The 26,550-nt window shown below is 58.3% G+C and carries 15 protein-coding genes; 1 reads left to right on the forward strand and 14 read right to left on the reverse strand.

All coding sequences use genetic code 11. The features are described from left to right. The 4 genes from CV770_RS07020 to CV770_RS07045 all read right to left on the reverse strand — a co-directional run. The coding region (locus CV770_RS07020) for a recombinase family protein (protein ID WP_146101254.1) at positions 1–541 on the reverse strand (541 nt) is incomplete at its 3' end. Then, positions 531–770 carry a hypothetical protein gene (locus CV770_RS07025; RefSeq protein WP_104461788.1) on the reverse strand — a complete coding sequence of 80 codons (240 nt, stop codon included), beginning with the start codon at positions 768–770 and terminating at the stop codon, positions 531–533. The genes CV770_RS07020 and CV770_RS07025, both read right to left, overlap by 11 nt. A gap of 1,662 nt (positions 771–2,432) precedes the next feature. Beyond that, a complete protein-coding gene (locus CV770_RS07035; protein ID WP_104461869.1) occupies positions 2,433–4,556 on the reverse strand; it encodes a prolyl oligopeptidase family serine peptidase in 2,124 nt (707 codons plus the stop codon). A 1,758-nt stretch (positions 4,557–6,314) separates the two neighbouring features. After that, positions 6,315–6,890, reverse strand: coding sequence for a hypothetical protein (locus CV770_RS07045; RefSeq protein ID WP_104461791.1), 576 nt, complete (start codon positions 6,888–6,890; stop codon positions 6,315–6,317). Between the two features lie 1,733 nt (positions 6,891–8,623). Here CV770_RS07045 and CV770_RS07050 point away from each other — a divergent pair. After that, positions 8,624–9,970, forward strand: coding sequence for an MFS transporter (locus tag CV770_RS07050; protein WP_201759739.1), 1,347 nt, complete (start codon positions 8,624–8,626; stop codon positions 9,968–9,970). 1,436 nt (positions 9,971–11,406) lie between these two features. Here the strand turns inward: CV770_RS07050 and CV770_RS07060 are convergent. The 10 genes from CV770_RS07060 to CV770_RS07110 all read right to left on the reverse strand — a co-directional run bounded on the left by CV770_RS07060 (position 11,407) and on the right by CV770_RS07110 (position 26,383). Beyond that, the gene (locus CV770_RS07060) at positions 11,407–13,647 is read right to left on the reverse strand and encodes a T3SS effector XopP-like protein (RefSeq protein ID WP_104461794.1); all 2,241 of its coding nucleotides are present in this window, start codon (positions 13,645–13,647) and stop codon (positions 11,407–11,409) included. 589 nt (positions 13,648–14,236) lie between these two features. Further along, positions 14,237–14,440: a hypothetical protein gene (locus CV770_RS43175; protein ID WP_245453688.1), complete on the reverse strand. Its 204-nt coding sequence runs from the start codon at positions 14,438–14,440 to the stop codon at positions 14,237–14,239. A gap of 432 nt (positions 14,441–14,872) precedes the next feature. Next, positions 14,873–16,114, reverse strand: a complete 1,242-nt coding sequence (locus CV770_RS07070; protein WP_104461870.1) for a cytochrome P450 — start codon at positions 16,112–16,114, stop codon at positions 14,873–14,875. A 305-nt stretch (positions 16,115–16,419) separates the two neighbouring features. Continuing rightward, a complete protein-coding gene (locus tag CV770_RS07075) occupies positions 16,420–17,319 on the reverse strand; it encodes a pantoate--beta-alanine ligase (RefSeq protein WP_104461795.1) in 900 nt (299 codons plus the stop codon). A 188-nt stretch (positions 17,320–17,507) separates the two neighbouring features. Next, entirely contained in the window at positions 17,508–18,989 is a 1,482-nt protein-coding gene (locus tag CV770_RS07080) for a pentapeptide repeat-containing protein (RefSeq protein WP_104461796.1), read from the reverse strand. A 782-nt stretch (positions 18,990–19,771) separates the two neighbouring features. Continuing rightward, on the reverse strand, positions 19,772–21,496 hold the full coding sequence (locus tag CV770_RS07090; RefSeq protein ID WP_104461798.1) for a dipeptide ABC transporter ATP-binding protein: 1,725 nt from the start codon (positions 21,494–21,496) through the stop codon (positions 19,772–19,774). Further along, positions 21,497–22,360, reverse strand: a complete 864-nt coding sequence (locus tag CV770_RS07095; RefSeq protein ID WP_104461799.1) for an ABC transporter permease — start codon at positions 22,358–22,360, stop codon at positions 21,497–21,499. Further along, positions 22,357–23,313, reverse strand: a complete 957-nt coding sequence (locus CV770_RS07100; protein WP_104461800.1) for an ABC transporter permease — start codon at positions 23,311–23,313, stop codon at positions 22,357–22,359. Before CV770_RS07100 ends, CV770_RS07095 begins: the two co-directional genes overlap by 4 nt. Then, positions 23,310–25,007, reverse strand: coding sequence for an ABC transporter substrate-binding protein (locus tag CV770_RS07105; protein WP_245453689.1), 1,698 nt, complete (start codon positions 25,005–25,007; stop codon positions 23,310–23,312). The genes CV770_RS07100 and CV770_RS07105 overlap by 4 nt, the downstream gene beginning before the upstream one ends. A 35-nt stretch (positions 25,008–25,042) precedes the next feature. Next, the gene (locus CV770_RS07110) at positions 25,043–26,383 is read right to left on the reverse strand and encodes an NtaA/DmoA family FMN-dependent monooxygenase (protein ID WP_104461802.1); all 1,341 of its coding nucleotides are present in this window, start codon (positions 26,381–26,383) and stop codon (positions 25,043–25,045) included. Positions 26,384–26,550: the final 167 nt, after the last annotated feature.

Here is a 26,550-nt window from a genome sequence, read left to right on the forward strand (position 1 = left end):
CATAACGGTCGCCGGCCTTCACGAAGCCGACCGGCGCTGTCACAACCAACTCGCCCCGGCGCGCCTTCTCGTAGCGGGCCGAGAGCGAGCGCTGGCGCAACAGATCCAGCTCGTACTCGTTGAGGCTGCCCTTGAGCCCGAGCAGCAGGCGGTCGTTGCCGTGCCTTGGCGCATAGATGGTCTCTTGATCGACCAGAACGGTATCGACCACGCGGCACATCTCGATGAGCTGCTGCCAATCCCGGCTGTTGCGGGCGAAGCGCGAGACCTCGCGGGCGCAAACCGCACCAACCTTGCCGAGGCAGACCTCCGCCACCATTCGCTCGAATCCGGCGCGTTGTATGCCGCCGGCGGCTGAACGACCGAGATCATCATCGATCACTTCAATCTCTGACCACCCGAGTGCCGTCAGCCGGTCTCGCATGGCGTATTGCAGCGCGCTGCTCTCGCGATTGTGCAACACCTGATGGGCCGAAGACTGACGCACGTAAAGAATCGCCTTGCGCTCCAAATGATGAGGCCTGACCTTGTCAGAGATCATGATCGACCTCCTTCACGGGCGGCGTCGCTGTCATCGCTGCATGGTCGAGGATCAACTGCGTCATCAGGCTCGTGAGCGCTGCCCGCGCTTCTGCGGGCAGATCCAGCCATGTGGGCGCGCCGACGGCGCCGTTCGACAGGCCACTCCCGAACAGATCCGTCTGCTGCTGCGGCCGCGGTTGTCGATTGTGTCGGTATCCGCTCGCTGGCACTGCCGTCTGCCGTGACATGAGTCTCTCCCCGATTCTGGTCGTGAGAGGCTCTGGATGCGCCAGAAAGCAGGGCAGCTGATGGCGTTCGATCCTTCAACGCCAGACCGAGAAGCGTAGAGAGCGCAGCAAGTGCGTCAATGCCGACAAACGGCTGAGCTGTCAAAGGCTCAGCGTCAGGGCATGCCGTCCGGTCGAACATCCACGCTGGAACTTCCAGGCAACGATCTATTTTCGATCCATCAAGAGAGCAGCGGAAAGCGACATCATCAGCCTTCTCGACCCTTCCATGAACGCAAACTCGGCGACCAAACCAGGGATGATGTCGATAAAGAACCTCGCGAAGAACGATCCTGTGGGCGTTCTTGAGCCTTGTTGTACAACAACGCCAGGCCGCACAGTGCGCTGGGCAACCTCACACCGACCGAATCGCAGCGATCCTGGGCCGCAACGGGGCGGGACGCTGCGCTATCCCGAGGGCTCCGCGCCCCGCCCCGTTGCTCCGCCGAGCCTGATGGGCTCAAATGTCACCGGGACTCTCCCTATTGCTGGATGAAGCGAGGGGCTCAGACCACATCGATTCCCTCTTGTCGAGACGAATCAACAGCTTGCACCAGCCGCACCCGGCCGCCAGATCGGTCCGAAAAGCGCGACGCCGATGGGACGGTCCTCCGGTCGGGCTACGCCCTCCCTTCGGTCCGTGCCCATCGGCGCAGTCTCATCCTGATTGTCGCTAAGGTCTCACCTTGATCGCCGCCGCCCACGCACTGCCGTTGAGACTAGCGGAAAGATGACTCGGCGCTGATCGATCTGGAGCAATAGCGCTGTCCCTGCCACATCCCGTTAACCCCAAAGGGCTCTGTATCTGTGACAGCTTACCGCAACTGACAGGCCTTTGCGCAGTCGGTCAATGGTACGTGTGGGCTATCAATACCCGCTCAATTTGCCACGGAAATTCCTGCAATCACTCAGACAGCTCTCAGGCTGCTGAACAGTGAGACATTGTCGGTTGCGGACCATACCATCGTAGATACTCCGCCCCCCGTTAGAGGGCTGGTCTGCTGTGGCGTCAAATTGCGAATTCGGTGCTTTGCGCCCGCCCATACCTCCGCCTGCATATTGTACTGCCATGTTCGTCGCACTCCGCGTTTCGGTCGATTGTCGGAGTGCATTTGTGGAATTCCAGTAAGCCTTCAACCGGGGAAGCCTGCGGATTGACGAAAACGAATTAGATGACGATTGCACACTTAAATTGTAGGCTGTGTGATGCGAGAGAATTACAGCATCGCACGACTGAGCGACATAACGCAGGTGAGCAATAGATGGAAAGCAGCGCGGATGCGACTTGGCGCCTATCGAGGGGACTGGATGAGAAAGGCGCTGTCCCCATCCGCATCCGCATCCGCACTGCCAATGAAGTTAGCCACGGGATCGAGAGGCTAACGCACCGGTTTGCCCTGAGGGCTATTCACCCGAATTGCCTCGTGGCTATTAACGAGAAATCGGCCTTGAGTGACCTATCCGGACTGATAGGCGAGACTGAGGGCGTAGCTGATCGCTCGGATTCATCCCCAGGGACATACCATAGTCTGCGGAGAATGAGCAAAGACGGGCTTGCTGACGCCGCTGCCGATAACGTCGTCCGCCAAGCGTCATCATTGAAGTAGATCTTAGTCCTCGACATCACTCATCAACAAGCCGCCGGAATGCATAAGTATATTCTAAAGCGATCCGGCGTGCCTGTTCAATGAGATTGGCGGCGGCGCTATGCCCCCCGTCGGTATTCTCATAGTAGAGATACGGTTGGCCCAACGCAGCGAGCCTCGCCGCTGCCTTGCGGCCATGCGCTGGATGCACACGGTCGTCCGTGGTGGAGGTAAGAATGAAGGGGGCCGGGTAGGTCTTGCCTGGCACCAACTTCTGATAGGGCGAGTAGGCCTCGAGCCACTTGCGCTGTTCGGGAATGGTGGGATCGCCATACTCGCCGATCCAGGAGGCTCCGGCGCCCAGCTTGGTGAACCGAACCATGTCGAACAGCGGAACCTGTAAGATGGCCGCATTGAAGAAGTCAGGTCGTTGGGTGATTGCGGTCCCTACCAGCAGGCCTCCTTGGCTACCGCCGACTACGCCCAGCCGGCGGGGAGAAGTGATCTTGCGACGGATCAAGTCCTCCGCGACGGCGATAAAATCATCCCATGTGCGCTGCTTTGTTGCTCGTTGGGCAGTCTGGTGCCATTGTGGCCCGAACTCACCGCCGCCCCGCAGGTTCGCGACAACGTACGCGTTGCCCTGCTCGAGCCAGAGTCGTCCGGTGAGGCCCACGTAAGAGGGGACGAGCGGAGTCTGAAACCCACCATAGCCATACAGAAGCGTCGGAGTTGATCCGTCAAATCTTGCGCTCTTGGGTCGTAGCAGAAAGTACGGAATGCGGGTGCCATCACGCGAGATTGCCTCGTACTGTTCGACGACAAGTCTCGAGGCGTCGAACCTAGGAGGTGACGCCTTCAGTGTCTCAAGGCGTTCGGTTGCAGCGTCGAAGTACCAGAGCATCGTCGGGCCAAGAAAGCTGGAGACGGTGAACATAGCCTCGTCCGTTTCATGCGATGCCGCAGCCAGACCGACACTCGCATTCTCTGGAAGCGGGATCGGCGTGGCCTGCCAGGCGCCCTGATGGTACTTGTAGAGGAACGCCCTACTCTGAACGTTGTCAAGAATCGTTAGGATTAACAAGTTTCTTGTGGCGGTGAATCTGCTGAGCGCTTGTCGAGGCCCCGGCTTGAAAACGAGCGTGGGTCTGGCGCGCAGCGGATCCTGCTTCCATTCGGCCAGGTCATACGAGATGATCGACCCGGCTGAGAAGGGGATGTCTCCAGACGGTGGCATCCAGTCTTCCTTTAGCGTCACCAGCAGGCAACCACTCGCGATCCCCCCGATGGTCGCCTTCTTTGGCAGATTGAGCTTAGTCGGCTTGGCCCCAAAGAGAACATACTCATGCTCGAACGAACTGACGCTGCGGACAGCGCCGATCGCATGGATCGTGCCTTCACTGTCGCGCAGCACGAATGGTGCGGCCGCGACATCGGTCGGCTCGCCACGGAAGACCTCGTGCGCTTCCGCGAGTGACTGAGCGCGCTTGAGCTCCTTCACAACGAAAGGGTAACCGGCTTGCGTCATGGTCCCTTCGCCCCAATCTCGTGTAATCAGGACCGTGTCCTTATTTACCCAAGTGACCTCCTGTTTTCCCTCGGGAAGTGCGAAGCCGTTCGTGATGAAGGTTTTGGCGGTTGCGTCGAACTCTCGAACGAACACAGCGTCCTTTCCGCCCTCGGATAGGCTGAGCAAGCATAGGCGCTCTTCGGGCGGAAGGCAGCTCACCCCTTTAAGAACCCAGTTCTTCTTGTCCACGTCAGCGAGAGCATCCACATCGAGGATGGTCTCCCATCGAGGACTCTGGGTGCGATAGCTTTCAAGCGTCGTACGCCGCAAGACGCCGCGCACCTGATTCTTATCCTGCCAGAAATTATCGAGACCGCGCCGCCCCAATGAGACGTACGGAATCCGGTCCTTGGCCTGAAGAACGTGGAGCGCTTCCCCGTAGAAGCGCTGGTAACGTGGATCAGATTGGAGGGCACTGAGTGTCTTGTCGTTCTCGGTGTGAGCCCAAGCCAATGCGCGCGGCCCTTCGATTTCCTCAAGCCAAAGAAAAGGATCCTCAGCCCCGCTCGCAGACGCTAGCGCCTGGGACGGTCCCGCGGCCATCAAACAGCTCATGGATAGCGACGCTACGAGAAAAAGCGAATTTTTCATGGGAGTTGTCCTGAAGTTAGCCAGCCGGACTTGGGCGCCTTGCCAGGTGAGTGGAAGCATTCGGCAGATGCGTACTCGGCTTCAAAGAGCGGGCATGCGGGAACTGCGTCCGCTGGCTTTCGATGGTGCAAGCAGCGTGCCGCTTGAAAATTGGAGGTTCTCCAGGCGTTCCGACCCGTGCAAGTGTCGACTTTTGAACGTCCGCCGCAAACCTGACAATCAGTTCTTAGTAAGGGTGGCATGTTGCGCAGCGGCCGTCTTGCTCATCGTCGCAGTACGTAAATCCTCGACGATCGCTTGCGCCACCGTTCGGCTACTCACAACTCGGCTATGGGCAGCATCATCCGTCAACAGTTTCGACTTTAGGTGTGAAGTGCGAGCACATGTCCGACCTTCGCGGCCTGCTGATCGCGTTGGCGGGCACCATCAGTGCCCCGCGCTGCCCGCCGGTACTCGATGTGATTTGCGGTCGGTTGGCTGGAAGAGACTTGAGGCGATTGGCGTTGAGCAACGCCTTTGTCCGCCAGCCAAACGTGTAACCTGCGGCAGGTTATGCGGCCGAGCCCGTATGGAAGGCGCTTGACGCCACGATTCCTAAACTCCGCAGCGGGATCTCTCCTGAGCAACCGAGACCGCGGCGAGCCCCAACATCACGTCGCCGGTGAATCCGAAATGGAGACGATAGAGCCACCAGATTGCGCAGCACCGGTCGAGATCGCACATGGCGAGCGCGCGCCTTATTGCTACGACCATCCGCGCCATCGGCTTCATTCCTCGTATCATCTGGAAATCTCGACGTCTCGGGCCAGCGTTCTCTATTTCTTGTTTTGATCGGCGATGGTTCGCTGTGCGCATGCATCAAATGGACTGGTAGCTAAGATTGATGTTCGTCATGCGTTCTTTTCCGCGTTTCGAAGCTGGCTGCACACGCCTATGTGCATGCGATCTACCGTGACCTTACGGTGGAGGCACTGCTTGCAAAACGCCCAGATCTAGTAGGGCGAATTGACAGGACTCCCATCCGAAATACTCTCGCGCAATCCCACTGCTACGCAAAGCGACTGCGCCACCTGCGACGGTCGGTTGCGGCTACGCGACCTTTGCTGCCACCTCCTTAAGAATACCTCCGCGTCCAAGACCATGTAGGCTCGCGCCGGCAGAAACTACGCCCGCTTCCGAGTGCCCTCCACGGTCACCGGCTTCACGGCCCAACTTGCGCGAACCCAACCGACATCGAGCGCTGGTTTGGCGGCCAAGCCCCGTCTGAGCGCGTTGGCAAGTCTCCCCCTCGCTGAACAACACCTCGGACAGTTCGGCCCGCCGCAGCACACCATCGTGCAGCGCTTGTTGGGATTGATCAGACGCAAAGCAGCCGAGACGATCATCCCGCGCACGGCTAAAGGTGCGGCGCTGGCCGCGTGCAATGGGCATTCCGCGACGGCCCCCAGTCCTCCGATCCTGCATGGTGCAACCTCGGACTGGCCGACAGCCGGAGCTACATCGGTCAAGCGAAAGTAGCATCCTCAGGTGAGGCAATACGGGGGGCAATATTGCAGCCCGGATGACAGGTGCGGCACCGCCCAGACGAAGTGGCCAGGATGACCGTGCATCGTGGGCCGCCAGCGGGTCCGATGATGCGTACCCACTGGCGGCGCGAGCAATCCACTGCTAAGCGGTGAATCGTCTATCCAGGTAAGGAGACCCGAAGTGACCGCAGGACTCCAGTCCGGCACGATCGCTTCACCGTTGGGTTGCGTCTCATACCCGCGTAAGCTTAACGAACCCTCCTTCGGCTAATTCGGCTTTGTAGGCCCGTCCGTTAAGCTGGATTGTTCTGGGGTTATTAGCGGTCGGCATGAAACCTTCTTCGCGCAGCTTGTCCATCAGGGCAGGTGTGGCCCACTGCTGTGGTAACGGCGTTCCGAAGCGCCGGTGCTCCGTGAAGAATGCTCCGAAGTCCGGTACCCCTGCCCGGCCAACCCCAACCACTTGGTCCTCCGCAGGGTTATGAACAAGAAGAACGCGATTGGACCCATCCAAACCGGCCGTGTAGCGGTGACCTCGGATTTCATAGGTCATCGTCGGCTGGTCCGAGTCAGGCAAGAGACCCTGGTGGAACAGCCTCTCGACCATGAAGTCAGGTGCGATTTGTGAACCGTGTGAGAATCTCTGGGGAGCGGCGAATGAGACATCTACCGCTTCCTCAGGTGCGGCAGATGATGATGGTCCCGCTTGATTCATGATCTGACTGAACAAATCATGATCTTCTTGTGTCCAGACGTGCGCCGTTGGTGATTCTGGTGAACGGGCATTGTCGATCGGGTTCGGATCCATAAAGCTCTCCTTTTTAGAATGAGAACAAGGGCCTCTTGAAGATCTCCGCAGGGAGTGAACTGAAGTTCGTTACGAATTCAGACATGGGCGGCTTCGTCATCGAGAGGCCAAGTTTGAGTGTTAAAGAGGCTGGCTTTCGAGAAGCTGACAAAGGTCGACAAGGGAGACAAACCGGCGGCCGCATCTGCCACGTCTGATGCGACCAACTTCGAGCCAAATCTCGTTCCGCCTGACCTCCCAGTCGGCGCGCAGGTCTGCGTCGTGCATCGCATTCGCCTGGCGGTAAAGCTGATTAGGAGGTCCAGGCGATGCGGACCGCGGCCAGATCCAGCCTTGCACCGAACGTGTGCATTTCGATCTCTGCTCGCGACCAGTCGTTCTGGCTTACACTTCGAGCCTATGCACTGGCCGCTAACCGTAGCCGCGCCAGCGCGAAAACAGACGAGAGCGCGACCTACGTGAGGGCCCGGCAACCGCGGAGCGAACTGCTCACCTGATTGGATGAAGAACGAAATCGCTCAGACGCAAAGCAGCCGAGCCGATCATCCCGCGTCCTACTAAAGGTGCGGCGGTGCCGGTGATCCCGGGACTGCGGCTGCCACTGCTTGTAATGGGCCTCCGCGACGTACCCAGTGCCTCCGATCCTGCGCGCCATGACGCAACCTCGACTGACAGCCGGAGCTACATCGGTCAAACGGAATGTTACATCCTCAGGTGAGGCAATACGAACGGCCAACTTTGTCCCGGCTGCTATTGACGCTCAGCGTCATGCAGATGGCGCTCGTGTTAGGGCGCGCTTAGAGGAAGCGGACATTTCAGCGGCGACTTCGACACTGCACTGCACGAATTACGACGATCTTCCTCATTCAGGACACGAGTGAATTCTCCTTCCAACGGTCCGTTGGCGAAGAAACGTAGGCCGCATTCGTGCTCGCCCGTCCGGGCACACGAACGGTAGCTCCTACGTGTGGCGTCACTCATTTGCGTTAACAGCTCCCCAAGTGGTTGACCAAGATGTACGGTTCTGAAATTTTGGCAGCGCTCACCGAACGACTTGAGATAGGCATCGTCGGCCTCGGGGCCGAATACGCCGCGCCTTGCCCCCGTCCCGGGGACGCCCTCGCGCCGGAGATAGCCGAGATGCACGGCGAGCGGCGCGGAACGCAGGGATGACGGACAGTCTGGTCTTGATCGTCGCCAGATGCGATCGGCCCCTGAGCAGACGGGTCGCGCGCTCGCTGGCTACCCGTCCGCCGCCGTAGGTGGAGCACCTATAAATGGTGAGCTTGCACGCGCGCGAGAAACCGCCGCAGGCGCGCTGAGCGGCGGCGAGCGCCTTGGCGATGAAGGGCCTAGCCCATTGGCTCCTTAGGGAGCGGACGCAACCTGGCCGAGGCGGAATGGCTCGAGTCGTCGTCAGTCGTGTGCGACGCCCGTCAATTTTGTCGCACACTCGCCACAGCAGCGCAAAAGTCTGCAGCCACCTGACGAATGCGGCAGGTTCGCATATTTGTCTTTGCCGGCCAGGCCAGCGATCAGATCAAGGGCAAATGGTGGGGAGAGGCAGGCATTTTTATTGCAGACGTTACGGTGAGCTTCGTCGTGATGCGCTTCAGCGTACATGTTGCCTGGCGCACTGGCCGTGAGGGACGGGAGCGGGCAGTGCAATGCAACAGTGCGACCTGCCTGGCCAAAATTTTGGGTCAGGGATCGCGCTTCAGATTAGGTCGATGATGTCGAGGAAATCTACTCAGGAGAGGCTGGAGCCGGTCCGCCATCCCGCAGAGGAACGCTTGACGAGCCGCGCCGTGTTGGGCGCAACCATCGGCAATATTATCGAATTCTACGACTTCGGGACCTACAGCTTTTTCGCGATACAGATCGGCCAAGCGTTCTTCCCGGCAACCGACTCGTTCGCTAGCCTCATGCTGTCACTCGCAACCTTCGGCGCAGGTTTTGTGACCAGACCGATCGGGGCCATCGTACTCGGCTCGTATTCGGATCGGGCCGGCCGACGGCCCGCGATGACCGCCAGCTTTACCATGATGAGTGCCGCGGTCCTATTGTTAGCTATCACGCCATCGTATGAGACGATAGGACTTGCCGCTCCGTCACTGGTCGTCTTCGCACGCTTGCTGCAAGGCTTTGCTCTCGGAGGTGAAGTGGGTCCGACGACCGCCTACTTGATGGAAGCGGCCCCCGCTGACGCGCGCGGTCTTGCTGTCTCCTTTCAGCCCGCGAGCCAGCAGATAGCTGCGACGGCAGGAGCGTTGATTGGAGAAATACTCTCGCTCACCATGACAAGCGAAGCGCTCAATGCGTACGGATGGCGGATCGCGCTGTTGCTCGGCGCCGCTACGTTGCCGTTTGGACTTTGGTTGCGGAGCGTCTTACCCGAAACGTTGCACCGGCCCGAGGCGCACGTTCTGGTCACCCAGCCAGGAGGCCAATCGCGTGCCGATCGCCGCATCATGAGCTTGGGATTTGTCATCTTGGCCAGCTGCACGATCACTACTTATGTTACGGGATATATGACCACCTACGCGATGAACACCCTCCACGTTTCCGCGCCGCTCGCCTTTGGTGCCACGCTCATCAGCAATGTGGTCGGAATTGCTGCAGCACTGCTGGGCGGCCTACTCGCCGACCGCGTAGGTCGTCGTCGCATCATGATATGGCCGCAGGTCACTGCATTGCTGATCACCTATCCGGTATTCTTGTGGATTGCAGAGAGCCGCAGTGCCTTCGCACTTCTAGGAGGTCTCGGCGCCCTCACCCTGATCGGAACGATTCCGTATAGCGCCTTCTACGTGAGCATGGCCGAAGGTTTGCCCAGGAACATTCGTGGTGGCGCCTTCGCGACGATTTACGCTTTTGCGATAGCGATTTTCGGAGGCACAGCTCAACCGATCGTCACCTGGCTGATCCACCTTACCGGGAGCGCACTCGTGCCCGCCTGGTACATGCTTTTCGCTAGCACGGCCGGGCTCTTTGCCATGCTCATGATGCCGGAGACGGCGCCCCTCAATTTTAAGCCTAACCATAAACGAACGTTCGTAATGCCACGACGGCTACCCTAGGTATAGCGGGAACAATGGACATCCATGACGTCCGAAATCAATGCGAACCATCGAACCGAAGGGGCGCTATGGGCGTGGCAGGGAAAAGCAAAAGAAATTCGACCAGTTTGAGATCGAGCTGTGGATCGCATCGGAACACAACGTCGCGATCTAGAACGACTTTTCCCGTTTACCCAACCTACGCCGATGCGGCTGCTGCGCGCGGCGGTAGTCACAGACTGGCTGAAAGTGAGCAATCGCTTTGAACATCTTAAGAGAATTGAGATGGCGCCGCTTGCACACCATCTCTGCCAGTTTAACCGTACGCCATGAGGATGCGGCCGCTGTTGGAGCAAGCGGCCGGACCAGGCTCAATCCTCGTTCTCTGCTTGACTTGTTTTCGGTCCTCAGTGTCGCACGCACGAGGGATCGGTCAAACAAAAGAACAGGTCGCAGATACCATCCAACGGGTCGTCCGCGCACTGAGGATATGATGTATCGGCTACCTCCACCCTGCCGGCAACCGGTTGCGCGGCAACTTTTGCAGCAAAAGGAGGCACCGCCGCAGTTGCAAGCGCGAGGGCGCTCGCCGTCACTAACACAGACTTTTTCATCCGAGAAATCGCTTCCCTAGGTTGGCCCCAACCGTCCTCGGGTCTATATGACGACGCTGTAAGCGGTAAAATTGATTTTCTTGATCAGATCTATCTAGGGAATGGATAAGTCCGGACATCACCGTACGGCTCAATGTTAGCCCGCTCGGAAACCTGCAATCAGCTTCATGATCGAACGCTGGACGAGCCGCGGAGTGGTCGATGCATGTCTGGGAGCACTCGAGTACAGCGGTTTCTGGAATCCGGCTTGTATCGTCGAGCAAGGCGACGGTCGGTTTGGATGGTCCCGCACATGCGCTTCCCGAACGCGCCTGCGTCACACTTGGGCGCGCGATGTTCATCAGCGAGTACGAAGACTGCGAAGATCGCTTACCCATCGTCTTGTTCGCCTGGGCTGCAGAGACGCTCCAGGAAGAACGACGAGCCCCAGCATCTTTGGGGGCCAAGGAGGCTTGATGCTGGGACCGTCGTAGCCTTATGCAAAAGTAGCAAACAGGCGGCGTTGTTGTGCACCGCCCGGCTTGATTCGTCAAAGCGGCCATGATGCTCAGCTCTAGTGCCACCGAACCATCCGCGATCCGTTGAAGCTCCGCCGACGGTTTGCGCGCCAGTTTGCCGCGGGCAAACAGGCGAAAGCACTGTTACATCCGGCGGATCGCCGCCGGCATCAGGTACGTGTTTTCCATCTGCAATAGTCAGCGGCCTAACTTCTCGCATGGGTGCCGATGTTCGCAACATGCCTTTTGTAAGATGGGCTCGGCGCTGCTCAGGCAATCCGCCGCGCCGGTCTGGAGGCATGAACGCTGCCACCGAACGGCTCACCGCCGCAAGGCAACCAGCTCACTAGATCCCCAGTCGAGCCATCTGCGCTGAAACGTGCTCCGGATCGGGAAGCGGCTGCCACGGCCGGCCAGCGGCGGTGCCCAACAAGGACCTACAGAACCCAGGAGTGAGCTTGCCGCGGTGGATCACGACATTCTCGTGACCCTTGGCGGCTCGAGCGTTCTGCCAATGCTGATTGTATCCGCGCTGCTCGTCGGACTTCACGTGGCAGGCGGCGAATTCGCGATCGCCCAGCGTTGCCAATTGCCAGGCATGAACCGGCTGCTCGGTATGGATGTGCACCCACATCGGCCTTGGCATCGCGCCGGTGCGCAGCGCCTTGGGCTGCAGCTTGATCTCGAATAGCTTACCTGGCTCTCCCTTCAACGCTTGCGGCAGACCCACTGAGTCCAGCTCCCCCGCCGCGCGCAACTGTTCGAGATACTTTTGCGATGGAAACGGGTACGTCTTCATGCAATCGCTTGTGATTGCTGCCTTCCGCGTTTTCAATGAGTTTGCCTGTCCCTGCACCTCAGACCACATCGCCTTGAGCCGGAGTATTTTTTCGTGCACTTCGGGCACTTGCGCAGGCGTGAGCAGGCCACGTCGGCGAGGCTCCTCCAGCGCGGCTACACAGGCCTCAATCTCGGCGGCCTGCGTCTGCAAGCGCCCAATGACGAGATCCAAGACGTGGTCGGCATCCTCGGGCTTCATCTGGCGCGCTTGCGAGACGGCACTTTGCTGAGCCGGCAGACCAAATTGCAGCAGCTCGTCAAGTCGCTCGAGTAATCCCGCCAGTGCTTTCCTGGAGGGCGGAGCCTGCCACATCTGGAGGTGCTCGGTAGCAGAGGTTGACGCCCTCGCGCGTGCCTCCTCCGCGGTCGCGAGTTTTTTGGTGCCGAGGTCCGAGAGCACGATAACCTTGCCGGTCGGGGCCGTGGCCGCATCGGGCCTGGCGACTTGCGGCTCGGGCAGGCGGGCCGTCGAACTCCCCTCGCCTGCGGCCGCTGCGCGCCTTCCTTTGCCCTTTCTGCGCGCTGCACTGCTTTCGCCCACCATGGCGGTATTTTCCGGCAGCGCAGCCCAAGCCGGCGGTTCAATCGTGGCTGCTAACTTTGGCTGCACTGCCAGCAACCGCATGACTTCGTTCGCCGTAAGCCACGCACCTTCCACGATCCCATCCAGCAACTGCAACGGAAGGTCAGCTCCCGTTCCGGCCGCCCTCAGCGTGGCCACCATGGAACTCACCCCTGAAGCGAATTCCGAAAGCCGCTCCATGACACCTTCCAGAACGGCGCGATGCTCGGCGTCGAGCGGTGCCCCGTTGCTGTTCAGGACGGCCTCGGCGGTCGAGACGAATGCAGGAAAAACATCCCCGATGAAGGTCCCAAGCAGACGCACCCGCCCGCTCTCGTCCATGAGGGCGTCGTGCACGTCTGGGTCGAGCGTGCTCGCTCGCGAGTCAATCAAGAGCTCCGCGAGAGCGATCCGCGATTGCAGATACATGCACTTCGTATTGAGAGCCCAGCCGGTATGCAGTCTTAATGCGGCCTCTTCGGCCTTGCGTATCTCGGGCGTGCTGCTTGGCAAGTTGGCAGTAGCCGCACAGACAGACTGCATCCGCTCCGAGCGCAACACCTTCTTTCCCCACCATTCCGTGCAGGCTTCATAGTAGTTCGCCACGCTTGCAAACGCGCCGGACACCTGGGCGGGCGTACCGGTGCCTTTGATCCTCTCCAGCCAGCCTGTTGCTTTCTTTCTTTTCTTCTCCAGCTCGTAGACAATCCGGGTGGCCACTGCGTTACATTCATCGGCCGCGTCCAGCGTGTCATCGCGGAGCCGGCGAGCCCGATCGTCGGGCAGAATGCGACGCGCCAAATTGGCAGGCAGATCTGCGTAATACTCCAGAACAGTTGAGCCTGCTTTGACGACTTGATCGATCAGCTCTTGCGCCTCTTGCAAGTCCTGGGCGTGCCCCGCCGCTCGACGGCTAGTCTCAAGCTCCTCAAGCAGGCTGGTCATTTTTCGCCTTGCTGCCTTAAACTCGTCCCGGGTTGGCGCCGCCACATCCGAAGTTGGGTTGTCAAGCGCCGCGGCTCTGTCTTGAGGCCCAGAGCGCATCCGCTCTATGACGGCATCGAAAGATTGACTGCGTCCTCCCGGGAAGAGGCTGGGCTCCACGTTCGAACCGCTCACGTCTCCGGTGTTGCCGGCTCCCGCAGCCCCAACTTCCGATGCGCCGGCTCGGCCAATGCCTGTCATGCTTCGTCTCCGATAAAAGTCGCGAATGTGCAGCCCGTCTGGATAGACCGCCTGACTGACGATTAGCTGACCAAAAGCGTTCACGGATGCACAAGAATGCCGATGTCACCTGAAGTTCCATTTCCAAGGGAGCTCCAATGTTTCTGAAGAGATCGATGCGGGTAACGCCTCGATTGCGGTGTAATCAGAGACGTGACCGCGGCTGAGGCGCCTTGGCCGCGACGCGATCCGGTGCGAGTCCTGGTCGTTTGCCGGTGGCTCCGTCCACGCCAACTGGGTCAACTCGTCCCAAACGAATGGGTAGTTGGGAGAACACTCGCCCTTAAACGGCGAATTATGGCCAAGCAGAAATGGCCAGCTTATATCGATCAACAGACCTACCCTCGCCGCGGGCGTCCTCCTACTAACTGTAAGGGGAGTTTGACAGAAGAGCTTAACAAGCTAACGGCCGTACACCGAAAAAGAGATGCTGAAGGTCAATCAGCATCAATATTTGTCCTCATCCGAACCGGCAGAATCGACCCTCCGCAGGTCCTCAGACTGCATTTCGCAAAAGCCCGGGGCCCATTTAGGCTCGGTCAAATCACCTTCATGGAAATATGGCAGCGAGCACACCAAACGCACCGAGAACCAGCCCGATCAGCGAACCAGCGGTCGGCACATCTCTAAAGAGCAGACCCGTGAGTATCGGCTCCACGACCAGGATAGCTCCCACCGATATCGCGACAATGATCCAGATATTCTTCAGATGCATGTAGCCCAGCGCGCATCCGAAAACGAGGAGGATGCCCACCCAAGCATACCACGAGGAACATCGGCCAAAGCATCGCCAGATCGCCACCGGCCTTTCTGAATTGCCTTGACGCAACCAACTCGGCGAATATCGAAAGAGCTTCCCCAAGGAAAATCGCTGCCACAGCTACAATTTTCAACATCAAGGTCACTGGCCTCTATGGTTTCGGCTATTCGAGGTGGCCCGGAGACCTGCATCGGAATAGCCGTTGAGGTTCAATTTTCGGCATGCCAAGCGCTTGCGAGTCGAGACGCGCGCCTTACCTATCGCTTCTCGCAGGTCCTTCCAAGCGTCTGCCGGGCCGGCAATTGTTCCGACATGCAGCATTGTTTCCCGTCGATCACCTCAGCTGCGCTGCTTGCAGAAAACAAAGATGGTTCAGGACAAGACCGCTCTGCCGCCTGCCATCTGCGTGAGCAGAGCAATTTGCGCCTAGGCTGCAATCCGCACGGGGAGAGCGGAATAGCCGTGCACGAAGTTAGACGCTATCCGCTCGGGTTCGCCGACAACCTCGAACCACAATTCCGCAGACAAAATCTCTTCCCAGAGGACTCTCAACTGCAGTTCCGCAAGATGTCGACCAAGACAGCGATGGATGCCGAATCCAAACGAGAGATGCTGCCTCACATTCTTGCGATCGATCACGAAATTGTTGGCGTTCTCAATGATCTCTTCGTCCCTGTTACCGGAGATGTACCACATGACCACCTTGTCGCCTTTCCTGATCTGTTTTCCGCCTACGATGCTGTCGATCGCGGCGGTACGGCGCATATGCGCGATTGGCGTCTGGTACCGAATAATCTCGGAAACCGCGCTTGAGATCAGCTTGGGATTGTCAATTAGCTTTCGCAGCTCGGAGGGGTACTGATTCATGAACAGGAGGCCGCCGGTAATCGAGTTGCGCGTGGTGTCATTGCCCCCAACGATCAGCAGAATCAGATTTCCGAGAAACTCACTTGGCCCCATGCACCGCGTGGCCGGCGAATGCGCCATCAGGGAGAGCAGGTCGAGGCGCGGCTCGGCTTTGATGCGCTCGTTCCAAAGCCGGGTGAAATAGTCTAAGCACTCAGACAAGATGGTGCTTCGCTTCTCCCAGCTGTCGATTGCATGGCCTGCTTTCGGAGCCGTAACAGCTACATCCGACCAATAGGTCAGCAGCCGCCGATCCTCGAATGGAAAGTCGAACAGCGTGGCGAGCATTTGCGTCGTCAACTCTATTGAGACCATGTCCACCCAGTTGAAGGCCTCGTTGCGCGGCAAGCCCGCGAGGATCGCCCTGACCCGAGACCGGATCAAGCCGTCGAGCTTCGTCAAGCTTTCCGGTCCGACGATCGGGCTTACGGTGTTGCGCTGCTCGGCGTGCTTGGGAGGCCCCATCTTGATGAAGCTCGGGGTCCAGTGCTGGCCAGGCACGTCGACAATCGTAACTCCTTCTTCTGACGAGAACGCTTTATGGTTTGTGTCTACGGCTACGATATGCCGGTATTTCGTTACGGACCAATATGGACCATGAGCGCTGTCTTGACAGTAGTGAACGGGATCTTCCTTTCGCAACCGCTCAAAGCAAGCCCACATGCTGTCGTCTTGAAAGCGCTTGCCCTCGCTTACATCCAGCTTGCTCAGCGGGATAACACACGAATCCTCAGCCCTATAATCTTCAGATCGCCTTGTCATGATCATCTCTGCAGATTCTGCTGTCGAGAGTTTTACGGCGTGGCGCGATTCATCGCTTCGAGCTGCCGCAGCGCTTGGCTGCGACGGGCGCTCGACCAGACTAATTCACAGTGCAGCTAGCATCCCCCTACCATGTCGGGCAGTAAGGATCGCATTGACTTTCCAAGTCGATCTACTCAATGGATCAGTGAGAGCTCCCAGCGCTGGTTAGAGGTGGTTGTGCGTTGGAGGCAAAATCAAGCCGAATGCACAGTCAGCCCCTGCGTTCGGGCACGGCCGGAGTCGCTGCTTTTGTCAACATCACGCTATGCATAATCGTGCGGCCAGGACTGTTCAGGCAGATCGATCCAGACATCCGGAGGACCATTCAGGAGTGTATCCTGATCTGGAACGTAGATACTATCGAAGACCCTGAGGCCATGAGCCATTGCCGCTCCGACAATTATGAAAGGGAGCTTGACCTGCCCCAAGTCGACGAAGCTATCAGCGCCAACAATCCGAACAAAATCGAGTTTAAATTGTCGGAACGCTATTTTAGATGTAGCCGACGCTACCAGATCCTTGACGCTCGACGCTCCTTGGGCGATCTCTTTCCTCGAATGGTCCAATGCCGTGAAGAGACACGAAAGCTCATCAAGCTCGGAGCGGCTAAATCGCCTCAAGCGCGACGAAATGGGCACTCCGTTCCTATATCTCACGGTGGGCACAAACCGTATCTCGCAATCGAGAAGGAGGTCTGCGACGGCGCGCTTCACCAGGATCGCCTGACCGATATCTTTCAGGCCGAAGTAGCTGCGAGTTGGTCGTGCAAAGCAGATCCAGCAAATCGCACCGGTAACGGCCTCCTTCAAGTGCTCCTGAGGCCCGTCCAAACGCAAATGATAATCGTCTTGCGATATGAGCGTTCGATAGCCCGCGGGGAACATCTCGGCGTCGTTAGACGAAAGCACGGCAGTCGCTCCTGCACGTAGCGCAAGCCGAATATCATCGTCCAAATTGAAATGGTAGCTAACACCTGGCTCAAACTGGCTCTTGTTCGGGTAGACTGTGACGATCGCGACGTCATTCTCGACTGCCGCTCTTCTAATTAATTCTGCATGCCCAAGGTGCAAGGCGCCTAAAGTGTGTACCGTGCCGATAGTCTGCCCTGTTCGCGCGACTTCCCGGATGAAGGTTTTTCCCGCTGAAAGAGAGTCTAGATGCATACTTTTGTTTCCGCTTTTGAACGCCAAAGAAGGGCCTTCCGATCGATCACATGACGGAAGGTCTACCGCGTGCCGCACGGCGCCGCACGCTAGTGAGCCTTACGACGGCTTCTCGTCCTGCCAAAGCACGGGACTTCCCGCGCAATCTCGTCCAAGCGACCAAACATTCTATCTCCTTGGTCTAATCATCAGGTTGATCCCTCTCGACCGCGTCTCATCAACGAAGAGAACTCAGCTAGATAGCTTGATGGTCCGCGCGGCTGATCATCCCGAAGAGCGGTCTGAAGGCCCGGACATCGGTCTGCAAAAAACGGCGGCTCGAATGTCGTTATCCTTGCGCCCGAAACGTCGACCTTTACGAAGCTGGCCTGGAAGGGCGATATCCCGCTCAGGTTCGCGTTGCGCAAGGATGATTGATTCATACGAACGTATGCGGTGCGCGCAGCCTCCAGGTTGCTGCCGGTCATTCCCGCCGCAAGATATGCCTGCACGAGATTGGATCCTTCGAGATTCGCGTGATCCAATGCCATTGATTGCGGGGGATCACCGGTAATCATCGACCTGTAGAGGTAAGCCTGAGATAAGTCTGCATGTTCGAGATCGCAGTCGCGCACAAACGCACAGCGGCCACGAAAGCCCGTGAGTTTGGCGGCTCGCATTGTGCTCTCTGTTATCGAAATGCTTTCGCCTGATGCCCGAGACAGGTTCGCTCCATCGAGCTGACAGGAACGAATAGAAGCACCGTTCAACACAGCGCCGATGAGGTTCGCGTCGGACAAGCTTACGGACAGAAGCCGCGCCTCGGTCAAGTCTGCCTGCTCAAGCTCCGCACTTGAAAGATTTGACAGGTGAAGATCAGCGAATGGAGCGATCAGGGCTCTCGCCGTAATGCGGCCGCTCACCTTGGAGAGTCTCAGATACGGAAGATGAGCGCCTTCCAGGACAAGACCGTCGACCGAGGTGGGACGCACGATCGATAAGCAGTCCCCTTTTGACTGGAAGAACGAGCAAGCCGCCAGATGCGCCTTCGTGATCGTGACTTGGCTCAGCTTGGCAAAGCGGAAGGAAGCGGAAGGAAGAAAGCATTCATTGATGGTCGAACCCTGTAATTCCGCGCCATCAAATACAGCATAACTCGCATCGCACTGGTAAGCGAGAAGTCCACTGAGCATTGCGTTGTCAAAGCGTGTCCTTTTCATGCTGCAACCGTGAAACAGACTGCCGGTCGCATCAATGACATTGCGCAGACTGGCATCATCGAAGTTGCAGACCTGCGCCGCAATCGCGTGCATATACGCAAAATCGAGCTTGGCCCCGCGGAAACTTGCCCTCTCCAGCCCCGGACAGATAAGATTGGCCTCAGAAAGGTCTGCCCGATCCAACTTTGCTCCGTAGAGCTGCGCACGATTGAGGGTACAGCGTCGCAACGGGAAATCTGACAGGTCGTGACCGTTAAAGTTCTCGGAGGATAGCTGCAAGCCAATCCCCGTCCTTCTGATCGCCTCTTCGGTTCGCCTCCCGACGGCGTCCACCGCGCGCAACCGATCTGCAGCTCGGCTCCAGTACCGAACAAAGTCGCCATCTGATGAAAGATTGTGTTTCGGATCTGACCAGTGCTCTGCCCCTTCATTCGCGGTGCACTCGCTATCAGCGCCGATCGTTTGCGACATCACGACGATTCCGTATTGCGCGGATTACGGGAGGCCTGTCATTGACCTCTCTTTTGCTCCGCCGTGGAGGTACGCTATGCGATCGGTGGTGAACTCGTCGGCGAAATGGCGACACGATGCCTCGATGAGGCGCCTATTGTGTCGGTGACGTCCGCAGCCGGCACGCTTGAGCACGTCAGCCGAATTCTAGTCATGCGCCCCCACTGCCGCTCGCTGGGATCGTTCACCGAGCCCGGCAACGCTGACGACGCAAGGGTCTTTTGACATTGCCGATATGTCCAGAAGTTGCAGTTCGTCTCGTCGGCTCTTATAGGCAAATCCAAATCGCTCTCCCATCAAACCGAATGCGAAAACTTCAAGGCCTTCGCTTCTTTTTCAAAATGGACCCACGGCTTCCTAGCGGAAAAGTGATCGTTCACAGAGCTGAAGTCACCCCCTACGCGGCGTCACCTCATTTCCGATAGCAATGACCGTGCCAGCCGCATCAGTCGCAATTAAGGGCTGAATAGGCGTCATGAGATCGATATTGACGCCGAATGTATTGAACCTGACAAACATGCTCTCGTTGTCAGGGACCGCACCACGATCGCGCGGCTATCGTGAAAGCGAAGATTGCGAGTGCTACGCGCGCCGACCGGTCCATCTAGTGGGAACCCCTGCCACAGACTGTCCTGGTCGAGCGATGAACGAGCGCGCAATCGTGACCGACTCGGTGCGCAGAGGCGAATGCCGCGCGATCGGCGATAGACAATTTTATGATAAAGGATCGGATTCGAACGCGTTCATGCGATGCCTTCTTCGAGGATCGTGGCTGAATGACCTATCTTGTGGTCGCGAACAAGACGCGGCATGGCGGCGATAAGGCTCTTGGTATATTCAGACTGTGGATTGCAAAATATCTCTTCAGTGGCGCCACTATCGACGATTCTCCCCCGGCGCATAACTATGACGCGATCGCTGATGTGACGAACAACACTGAGATCATGCGAGATGAAGAGATAACTTACGCCGACTTGGTCCTTCAGATAGACGAGCAGGTCCAAGACCTGGGCCTGGATCGAGACGTCGAGCGCCGAAACGGGCTCATCGCAGACGATTACGGCAGGATTTGGTGCGATCGCGCGGGCGATCGCAACGCGCTGGCGCTGACCGCCCGAGAGCTCGAGCGGTCGTCGGTCCAGCAAGGCCTGGGATAGCCCGACCAGATCGAGCAGCTCGATAACGCGCTCCTGCCGCTTGCGCCGTGTCTCAACATCGCTCGAAAGGCTGTCGGATATGATGCGCCCGACCGTCCAACGTGGATCAAACGAGCCAAGAGGATCCTGGTAAATGATCGATAGCGACCGCCGCCGAGCCCGCCGTTCGCGCTCGGCGAGCCTGGTCCAAGGCCGGCCTGCAAGCTGAACGGCTCCTTCGTCAGGCTCGTCCAGGGCCAGGACCATGCGCGCCATCGTTGACTTTCCTGATCCGGACTCACCCACGATGCCCAAAGTCTCGCCGGATCGCAGTTCGAAGGAGACGCCGTCCACAGCCGTCTGTAAAGTGCCATCCGGGCCCTTGAAGCGCTTCACCAGACTTGTCGCTTCGAGCAGGATGGGACGAGATTTCGGCGGCGATTGCACGGCTGGCTGCGTTTGCCGGGCAGGCGAACGCACAATAGTTGATGGTGAGAGGCGTGAGCCGCGCGGCCGGCCTGATGGCACGGCGTCCAGCAGCTGACGAGTATAGGGGTGCCGCGGATCTTGGAATATCTGGGCGGAGGTGCCGCGTTCGACGACCTCGCCTCCTCGCATGACGAGGATCTCATCCGCCACGCGGGAGACCACTGCCAGATCGTGACTGATCAGGATCAGAGCCTTGCCCCTCGTTTTGGTCTCCTCGAGCAGTGCCAGCACATGAGCTTGCGCCGTCACATCGAGCGCGGTCGTCGGTTCGTCTGCAATCAGGATGCGCGGATCGAGTGCAAGTGCCGAAGCGATGAGAGCCCGTTGACGCTGGCCGCCGGATAATTGATGCGGCAGCTGCTCGGCCTTGGTCTCGGGCTCAGGGACACCGACGAGCTTAAGGAGAGCAATGACGCGCTGCGCGAGCTCCTCGCGTGAGGATACCGCACCGTGGAGGAGCAAGCCTTCACCAACCTCTTTGCCGATCCGGCGAAGCGGGTCAAGCGAGACGAGTGCATCCTGTAATACAAAGCCAATCTCGGTGCCGCGGATGCGCCGCCAGGCACGATCGCTAAGGCCGATTAGGTCCATCCCGTCGAAGCTTAGCTGGCATGCATGAACATTGGCGTAGCGACCAGCGAGGCCTATGAGAGATCGCGCAGTCACGCTCTTGCCCGAGCCGGATTCACCGACAATCGCAAGACACCGTCCCGGTCGGAGGGAGAAGGATATACTGCGCACAACCGCTTTCTCGTCGATGGCGCGACCGAAGGAAACACGCAGCGAATCGACCGTGAGTAGGTCTGGCTGCTGGGGGACAGGCTGGGGGCGCCCCTGCGACATTCACGTTTTTCCTTCCAGATGGTCCTGTAGATGACGCCCGATGATGGTGAGGCTGAGGGCAAACGCCGTAACTGCCAAACCGGGTATGATCTCCAGCCACCAGGCGTAGATTACATAATTGCGCCCGGCATTGAGCAGCGCGCCCCATTCAGGCGCCGGGGGAGCGACGCCGAGTCCTAAAAAAGCAAGACCGGAGGCCCATATGATCGCCTGACCTACGCCGATCGTCATCATTGCCGTCAGCGGGTTCATGGCGTTGGGAAGAATATGCCTCCAGACAATACGGGGAAACGGATGGCCCAGCGCCTTGGCGGCCTCCACATACCCGGTCCCTTTGATGGAAAGCATCTGCCCCCTGATCATGCGGGCATAGCCTGGCGCTGTGCCGATTCCGACAGCTACGACTTCAGTCAATACCGACGGCCCAAAAACGGTCACGAACACTAGGGCGAGCAAGAGCGTGGGAATTGCGAAGAGCACGTCGACAAACCGGCTGAGGATACTGTCGAATACGCCACCAGAAAGTGAGGCGGCGACGCCGAGAACGAGTGCAATGGACGTACTCAGCGCGGTCGCGCCAAGTCCGATGGCAAGCGATTGGCCTGCCCCCTCTAGTAATCGGGAGTAAAGATCCCGGCCCAATTGATCTGTCCCCAACCAATGGGCGATCGAAGGAGGCTGCAATGACGATCTCAAATCAATAGCAAACGCGTCGTGCGTCTGTAGCGCCTTTGGCATCATGGCCGCGAAGGCAAAGAAGCCAATGATAATAAGCGAGGCAACAACTCGGAAGGGAACATGGCGCACGAACGCCAGGAGTGCTCCGAGCTGCCGAGACCCGGCGACTTCTGCAAGCATGCTCATGTCAACTTAATCCTCGGGTCGAGCATCCGATAACTTAGATCGACAATCGCACTAACAATGACGAATAGGACCGCAGAGATCAAAACAGCTCCCGAGACAATTGGAACGTCTCGCGAGGACGTCGCAGCGACAAGGACGCCACCTAGGCCTTGACGGGCGAAAACCACCTCGATCAAAATCGCGCCCGAAAGAAGTTTGCCGAGCGCCCAACCTGATAAAGTAATGCCGGGCAATGCGGCATGGCGGAGGACATGGCGAAGCCTGACGCCGAAATCACTCAAACCCCGCGCCCTTGCGGACGTAACGAACGGCTGCTCGAGCACGCGCGTGAATTCGTCTTGAACGACTTGTCCGAAAAAGCCCGATAATTCAAGAGCCAACGCAAGTGTCGGCAGAACGAGCCCAATCGGCGAATTTCCCCCGATCACCGGAAAAATGCCTAGCTTTACCGCAAAGAGCACAAGCAGAATTGTGGCTAACCAGTAAGGCGGCACCGTTGCCAAAAAGACTTGTGTGCCATTGAGCAGCTTCGACCATATGTTGTCTCTGCCAGCCATGAACAAGGTTGTCAGAATTGCGATAAGCCATGCGGTCAGCAGCGCAGCGATGGCCAGAACAATCGTGGGGCCAATCTGTTCCGCAATAATCGCTGCGACAGGCCGATGTTGCTGGTACGACTCGCCAAGATCTCCATGCAGGATCTGCAATATGTATTTGCCGTATTGAACCGCGAGCGGTTGATCAAAACCATATTTCGCATTGATCGCTGCAAGCTCCGCCGACGACGCCGGCCCGACGTTGCCACTCGTCACATTGATGATGATCTGGGCGCGGTCGCCAGGAAGCAGACATTGCATCAAGAACGCGAAGGTTGCGGCAGCCCACACCACGACCACGCCGGAGAATATCCGGCGCGCGAACCAAACGATGGGATGATGGGCTACTATCCTCACGGCGTCACTTTCCCGGCATCGAAATGAGCGTCATAGAAAACGGGTTCGCCAACCGAGCCGCGGTCCAGCCAAACGTCTTTGAGGTTCGGCTTGGTCGCCAACGTTACATCCAGCACCGTGAGGCCAATCACAGGAGCCTCATCCACGATCTTCCGTTCCGCCTGCTGATAGAGGGCGGTACGTTGCGCCGCATTGAGTTCCTGCTCCGCTTTTTGAATGACGTCCCAAAGCGTCAGATCTTGATAGCGTGAGGGATTGAAGCGATTGGTCTCGCCGTTCTGATCGGGCTTCCACGAGATCCGAAATATCTCAGCGCCGGGGGCAACCCAATAGAGGAGAACGACCTCATAATCATCGGGTCCGAGGTTTTTTCCGGCGAAGAATTCAGCCGGATTGGTGGGTTGAAGACGCAAGTCAAAACCGGCCTCCCTTGCCTGCTGCTGGATAACTTGCAAGGCTTTCTCGCCATCCGGCTTCAGAAAAGCGTTCGAATAGGAAATGCGCACGATGAGCGGATTGCCGTTCTTGACACGAACGCCGTTACGATTACGCTCAGTCCAACCCGCCTGATCAAGCAGCTGATTGGCCTTGCGAACATCGTATCCATAGGAATGGCCGAGCTCAGGCAGGTATTCCGGCGAGCTCTGACTTAGCGCCCCGTTGCCCTCAAACGGCAAAGAGCCAAGGAAGGATGTGTCGACCGCGGCCTTTCGGTCAGTAGAATAGGCAAAGGCCTTGCGGACGAGCACGTCGTCAAATGGGGGCCGGGCCGTATACAACGCCAAGCGCAGGGGGGTGCCGCCGGTAAGGTGCCGCAAGACTGAAAAGCGGGAGTTGGCGTCCTTCCATGCGACAGCCGGGATATCGTATATGGCATCGGTCTCGCCCGTGATTAGCGAGCCGTATCGGACAGTCTGATCTGGCAGAAACTTCCAGGTGATCCCGTCAACGTAAGCCGGCCCTTGATGTTTTGCGGTGGCCGGGGCCGAATTGTAGTCGGGATTGCGGCGGAAGGTGACTTCACGCCCATGGCGCCACTTGTCGACAATGAATGGGCCGGAACCGACAGGGTTCTCGCAATTGACCGCGAGTCCACGTTTGAGCGCCGATGGCGAGAGAATGCCTTGTGAGGATTGGGCGAACACGTTGAGCAAGGGCTGGAACGGCACCTTTAATTTTACCTGCAACCTCAGAGGAGCAATTGCAGTTGCTGATTCGAAGCTATCGCCAAGATAGGGAGCGGCAGTCGGATTGCGAAGATCGGGGTCGTTGCTAAGCCATCCGTTGACATTGTCAGCGATAGCCTGCGCATCGAGCGCAGTCCCGTCGGTGAACTTTACTTTCGGCTTTATCTCGAATGTGTACACCTTTTTGTCGTCGGAAATGCTCCAAGACTCGGCCAGCCATGGCACAATGTTGCCGCCCTCGGTGCGCGCAACCAGATTATCGCTGTACTGACGTTGCAGATACCATTGCTGCACCCAGCCCCCGAACAGGCAAGCAGGCTCTTGAAAATGCCCGTAACGAATAACGCCTCCTCGCTTTACACTGCCGGCTAACCCTTCTTGAGCATGAATGCTGGGCACCAATTGCGACAGGCCCAAGAGCACGACAAGGGTAGCCGCCACTTTTCTTGCTGGATAGTTCGACTTGCCAGTGAAGTGCCTCGTTGACCGCGAATTCGATAAAGGCATATTCAGGCTCCAGAGCATTTGGTGTTGAGGAAGCGTCAGAGCGGTGAGCTAGGTGTGGCTCTTGCCAGCTCGAAAGGAACGGAAATCCCGAAATGCTCTCGCAGCGTCTGTCCCCGATATTCTTTGCGAAATAGCCCGCGCTTCTGCAGGATGGGCACCACATTGTCGACAAACGCTTGAGTGCCATCTGTCAGCACGTCGGGAATGATGTTGAAACCATCGACCGCGCCAGCGCGGAACCATGCCTCAATCGAATCCGCGATCTGCTCGGGTGCACCCACGAGCAAGCGATGGCCAAAAGCTTGAACGCTGCTGATGATCTCACGAACCGTCCGACCTTGACGCGCCAGAGTTTCAATCGTGCGATGGTGACCGACAGAAAACGGAACATTATCTGCATCAGGTAAAATCTCCTCCGGGATCGGCCTTTCGAGGCTAAGCTTCTCGACCGCCACGCCCATGCTTCGTGCAAGAGCGGCGATGGCGCGCTCCAGATCGAGCAGTCCGTCAAGTTTTTCTTTGCGACGAGCCGCCTCTTCCTCGGTGCCCCCGATACAGGTGACAAGGCCTGGCAGGATGAGCGGAGCCGCAGGGCGGCCGAATTGGCGAGAGAGCGCGCGCAGGCGCTCTGCCTCCTCCAAAGCCGTTGTCAAGTCTCCGGCTGCCGCAAACACGACATCTGCACTGCGGGCACCAAGCCGTAGTCCGGGATCCGAACCACCCGCCTGAACGATGACTGGCTGGCCTTGGGGCGAAGCGGGATGCGTAAGTGGGCCTCGGATGCCGAAACTATTCGTATTGGGGTCGAGCAGGCGGAATTGACTCGGATCTGCGTAAACTCCTGCAGCCTGATCGGCGATGACCATCTCGCCGCTCCAGCTCAGCCAGAGAGCACGGACGGTTTCAACGAAGTCCTCGGCGCGTCTGTATCGATCCGCTCGCCCGACTTCTCGACCGCCAAAGTTTGCTACCGTCGCCGGGCTGGACGTCGTGACTGCGTTCCACGCAACGCGGCCACCGCTGATGACATCGAGCGATTGGAAACGCCGAGCGAGATTGTATGGTTCATTGTACGTTGTCGACGCTGTCGCGATCAGGCCAATCCGCTCCGTTTCGCGTGCAATCACAGTGAGAACCAGCGTAGGTTCGAGCCCATTAAGCGGCGGCTGGTGCGTAATGTCGAAACTTATCGCGGGGGTATCGGCGAGGAATACAGCATCCAGCAGACCACGCTCCGCAACCTTCGCAGCCCGGACGTAGTGCTCGATATCGAAAAAGGCGCTTGGATTTGTGCCGAGCCAGCGCCACGCAGCGGAATGACCACCAGCGCCATGAAGATTCAAGCCAAGATGAAGCATGGAGTTAACCGAAGACATCACAGCCTCTAATGCGGCGGCCCGTGAGCCACTTGGTGGGCCTTGAGGACAGGTCGATCTCGGCGGCCACCCTACGCTTTCGCGCAAGCTTACCCTGAATGTGCCCCGGGCAGCCGATTTGAGGGATAGATAACAAACAGTCTGATGTGAGAGGAATGTCACCAAAG

This window comes from Bradyrhizobium sp. AC87j1, assembly GCF_002936975.1.
GTDB classification, from domain to species: Bacteria; Pseudomonadota; Alphaproteobacteria; order Rhizobiales; family Xanthobacteraceae; genus Bradyrhizobium; species Bradyrhizobium shewense.

Bases quoted from the DNA above. Each gene is read 5' to 3' on its own strand.
- CV770_RS07025 (WP_104461788.1), bottom strand. From the start codon at position 770: ATGTCACGGCAGACGGCAGTGCCAGCGAGCGGATACCGACACAATCGA.
- CV770_RS07035 (WP_104461869.1), bottom strand. From the start codon at position 4,556: ATGAAAAATTCGCTTTTTCTCGTAGCGTCGCTATCCATGAGCTGTTTG.
- CV770_RS07045 (WP_104461791.1), bottom strand. From the start codon at position 6,890: ATGGATCCGAACCCGATCGACAATGCCCGTTCACCAGAATCACCAACG.
- CV770_RS07050 (WP_201759739.1), top strand. From the start codon at position 8,624: ATGTCGAGGAAATCTACTCAGGAGAGGCTGGAGCCGGTCCGCCATCCC.
- CV770_RS07060 (WP_104461794.1), bottom strand. From the start codon at position 13,647: ATGACAGGCATTGGCCGAGCCGGCGCATCGGAAGTTGGGGCTGCGGGA.
- CV770_RS07070 (WP_104461870.1), bottom strand. From the start codon at position 16,114: ATGACAAGGCGATCTGAAGATTATAGGGCTGAGGATTCGTGTGTTATC.
- CV770_RS07075 (WP_104461795.1), bottom strand. From the start codon at position 17,319: ATGCATCTAGACTCTCTTTCAGCGGGAAAAACCTTCATCCGGGAAGTC.
- CV770_RS07080 (WP_104461796.1), bottom strand. From the start codon at position 18,989: ATGTCGCAAACGATCGGCGCTGATAGCGAGTGCACCGCGAATGAAGGG.
- CV770_RS07090 (WP_104461798.1), bottom strand. From the start codon at position 21,496: ATGTCGCAGGGGCGCCCCCAGCCTGTCCCCCAGCAGCCAGACCTACTC.
- CV770_RS07095 (WP_104461799.1), bottom strand. From the start codon at position 22,360: ATGAGCATGCTTGCAGAAGTCGCCGGGTCTCGGCAGCTCGGAGCACTC.
- CV770_RS07105 (WP_245453689.1), bottom strand. From the start codon at position 25,007: ATGCCTTTATCGAATTCGCGGTCAACGAGGCACTTCACTGGCAAGTCG.
- CV770_RS07110 (WP_104461802.1), bottom strand. From the start codon at position 26,383: ATGTCTTCGGTTAACTCCATGCTTCATCTTGGCTTGAATCTTCATGGC.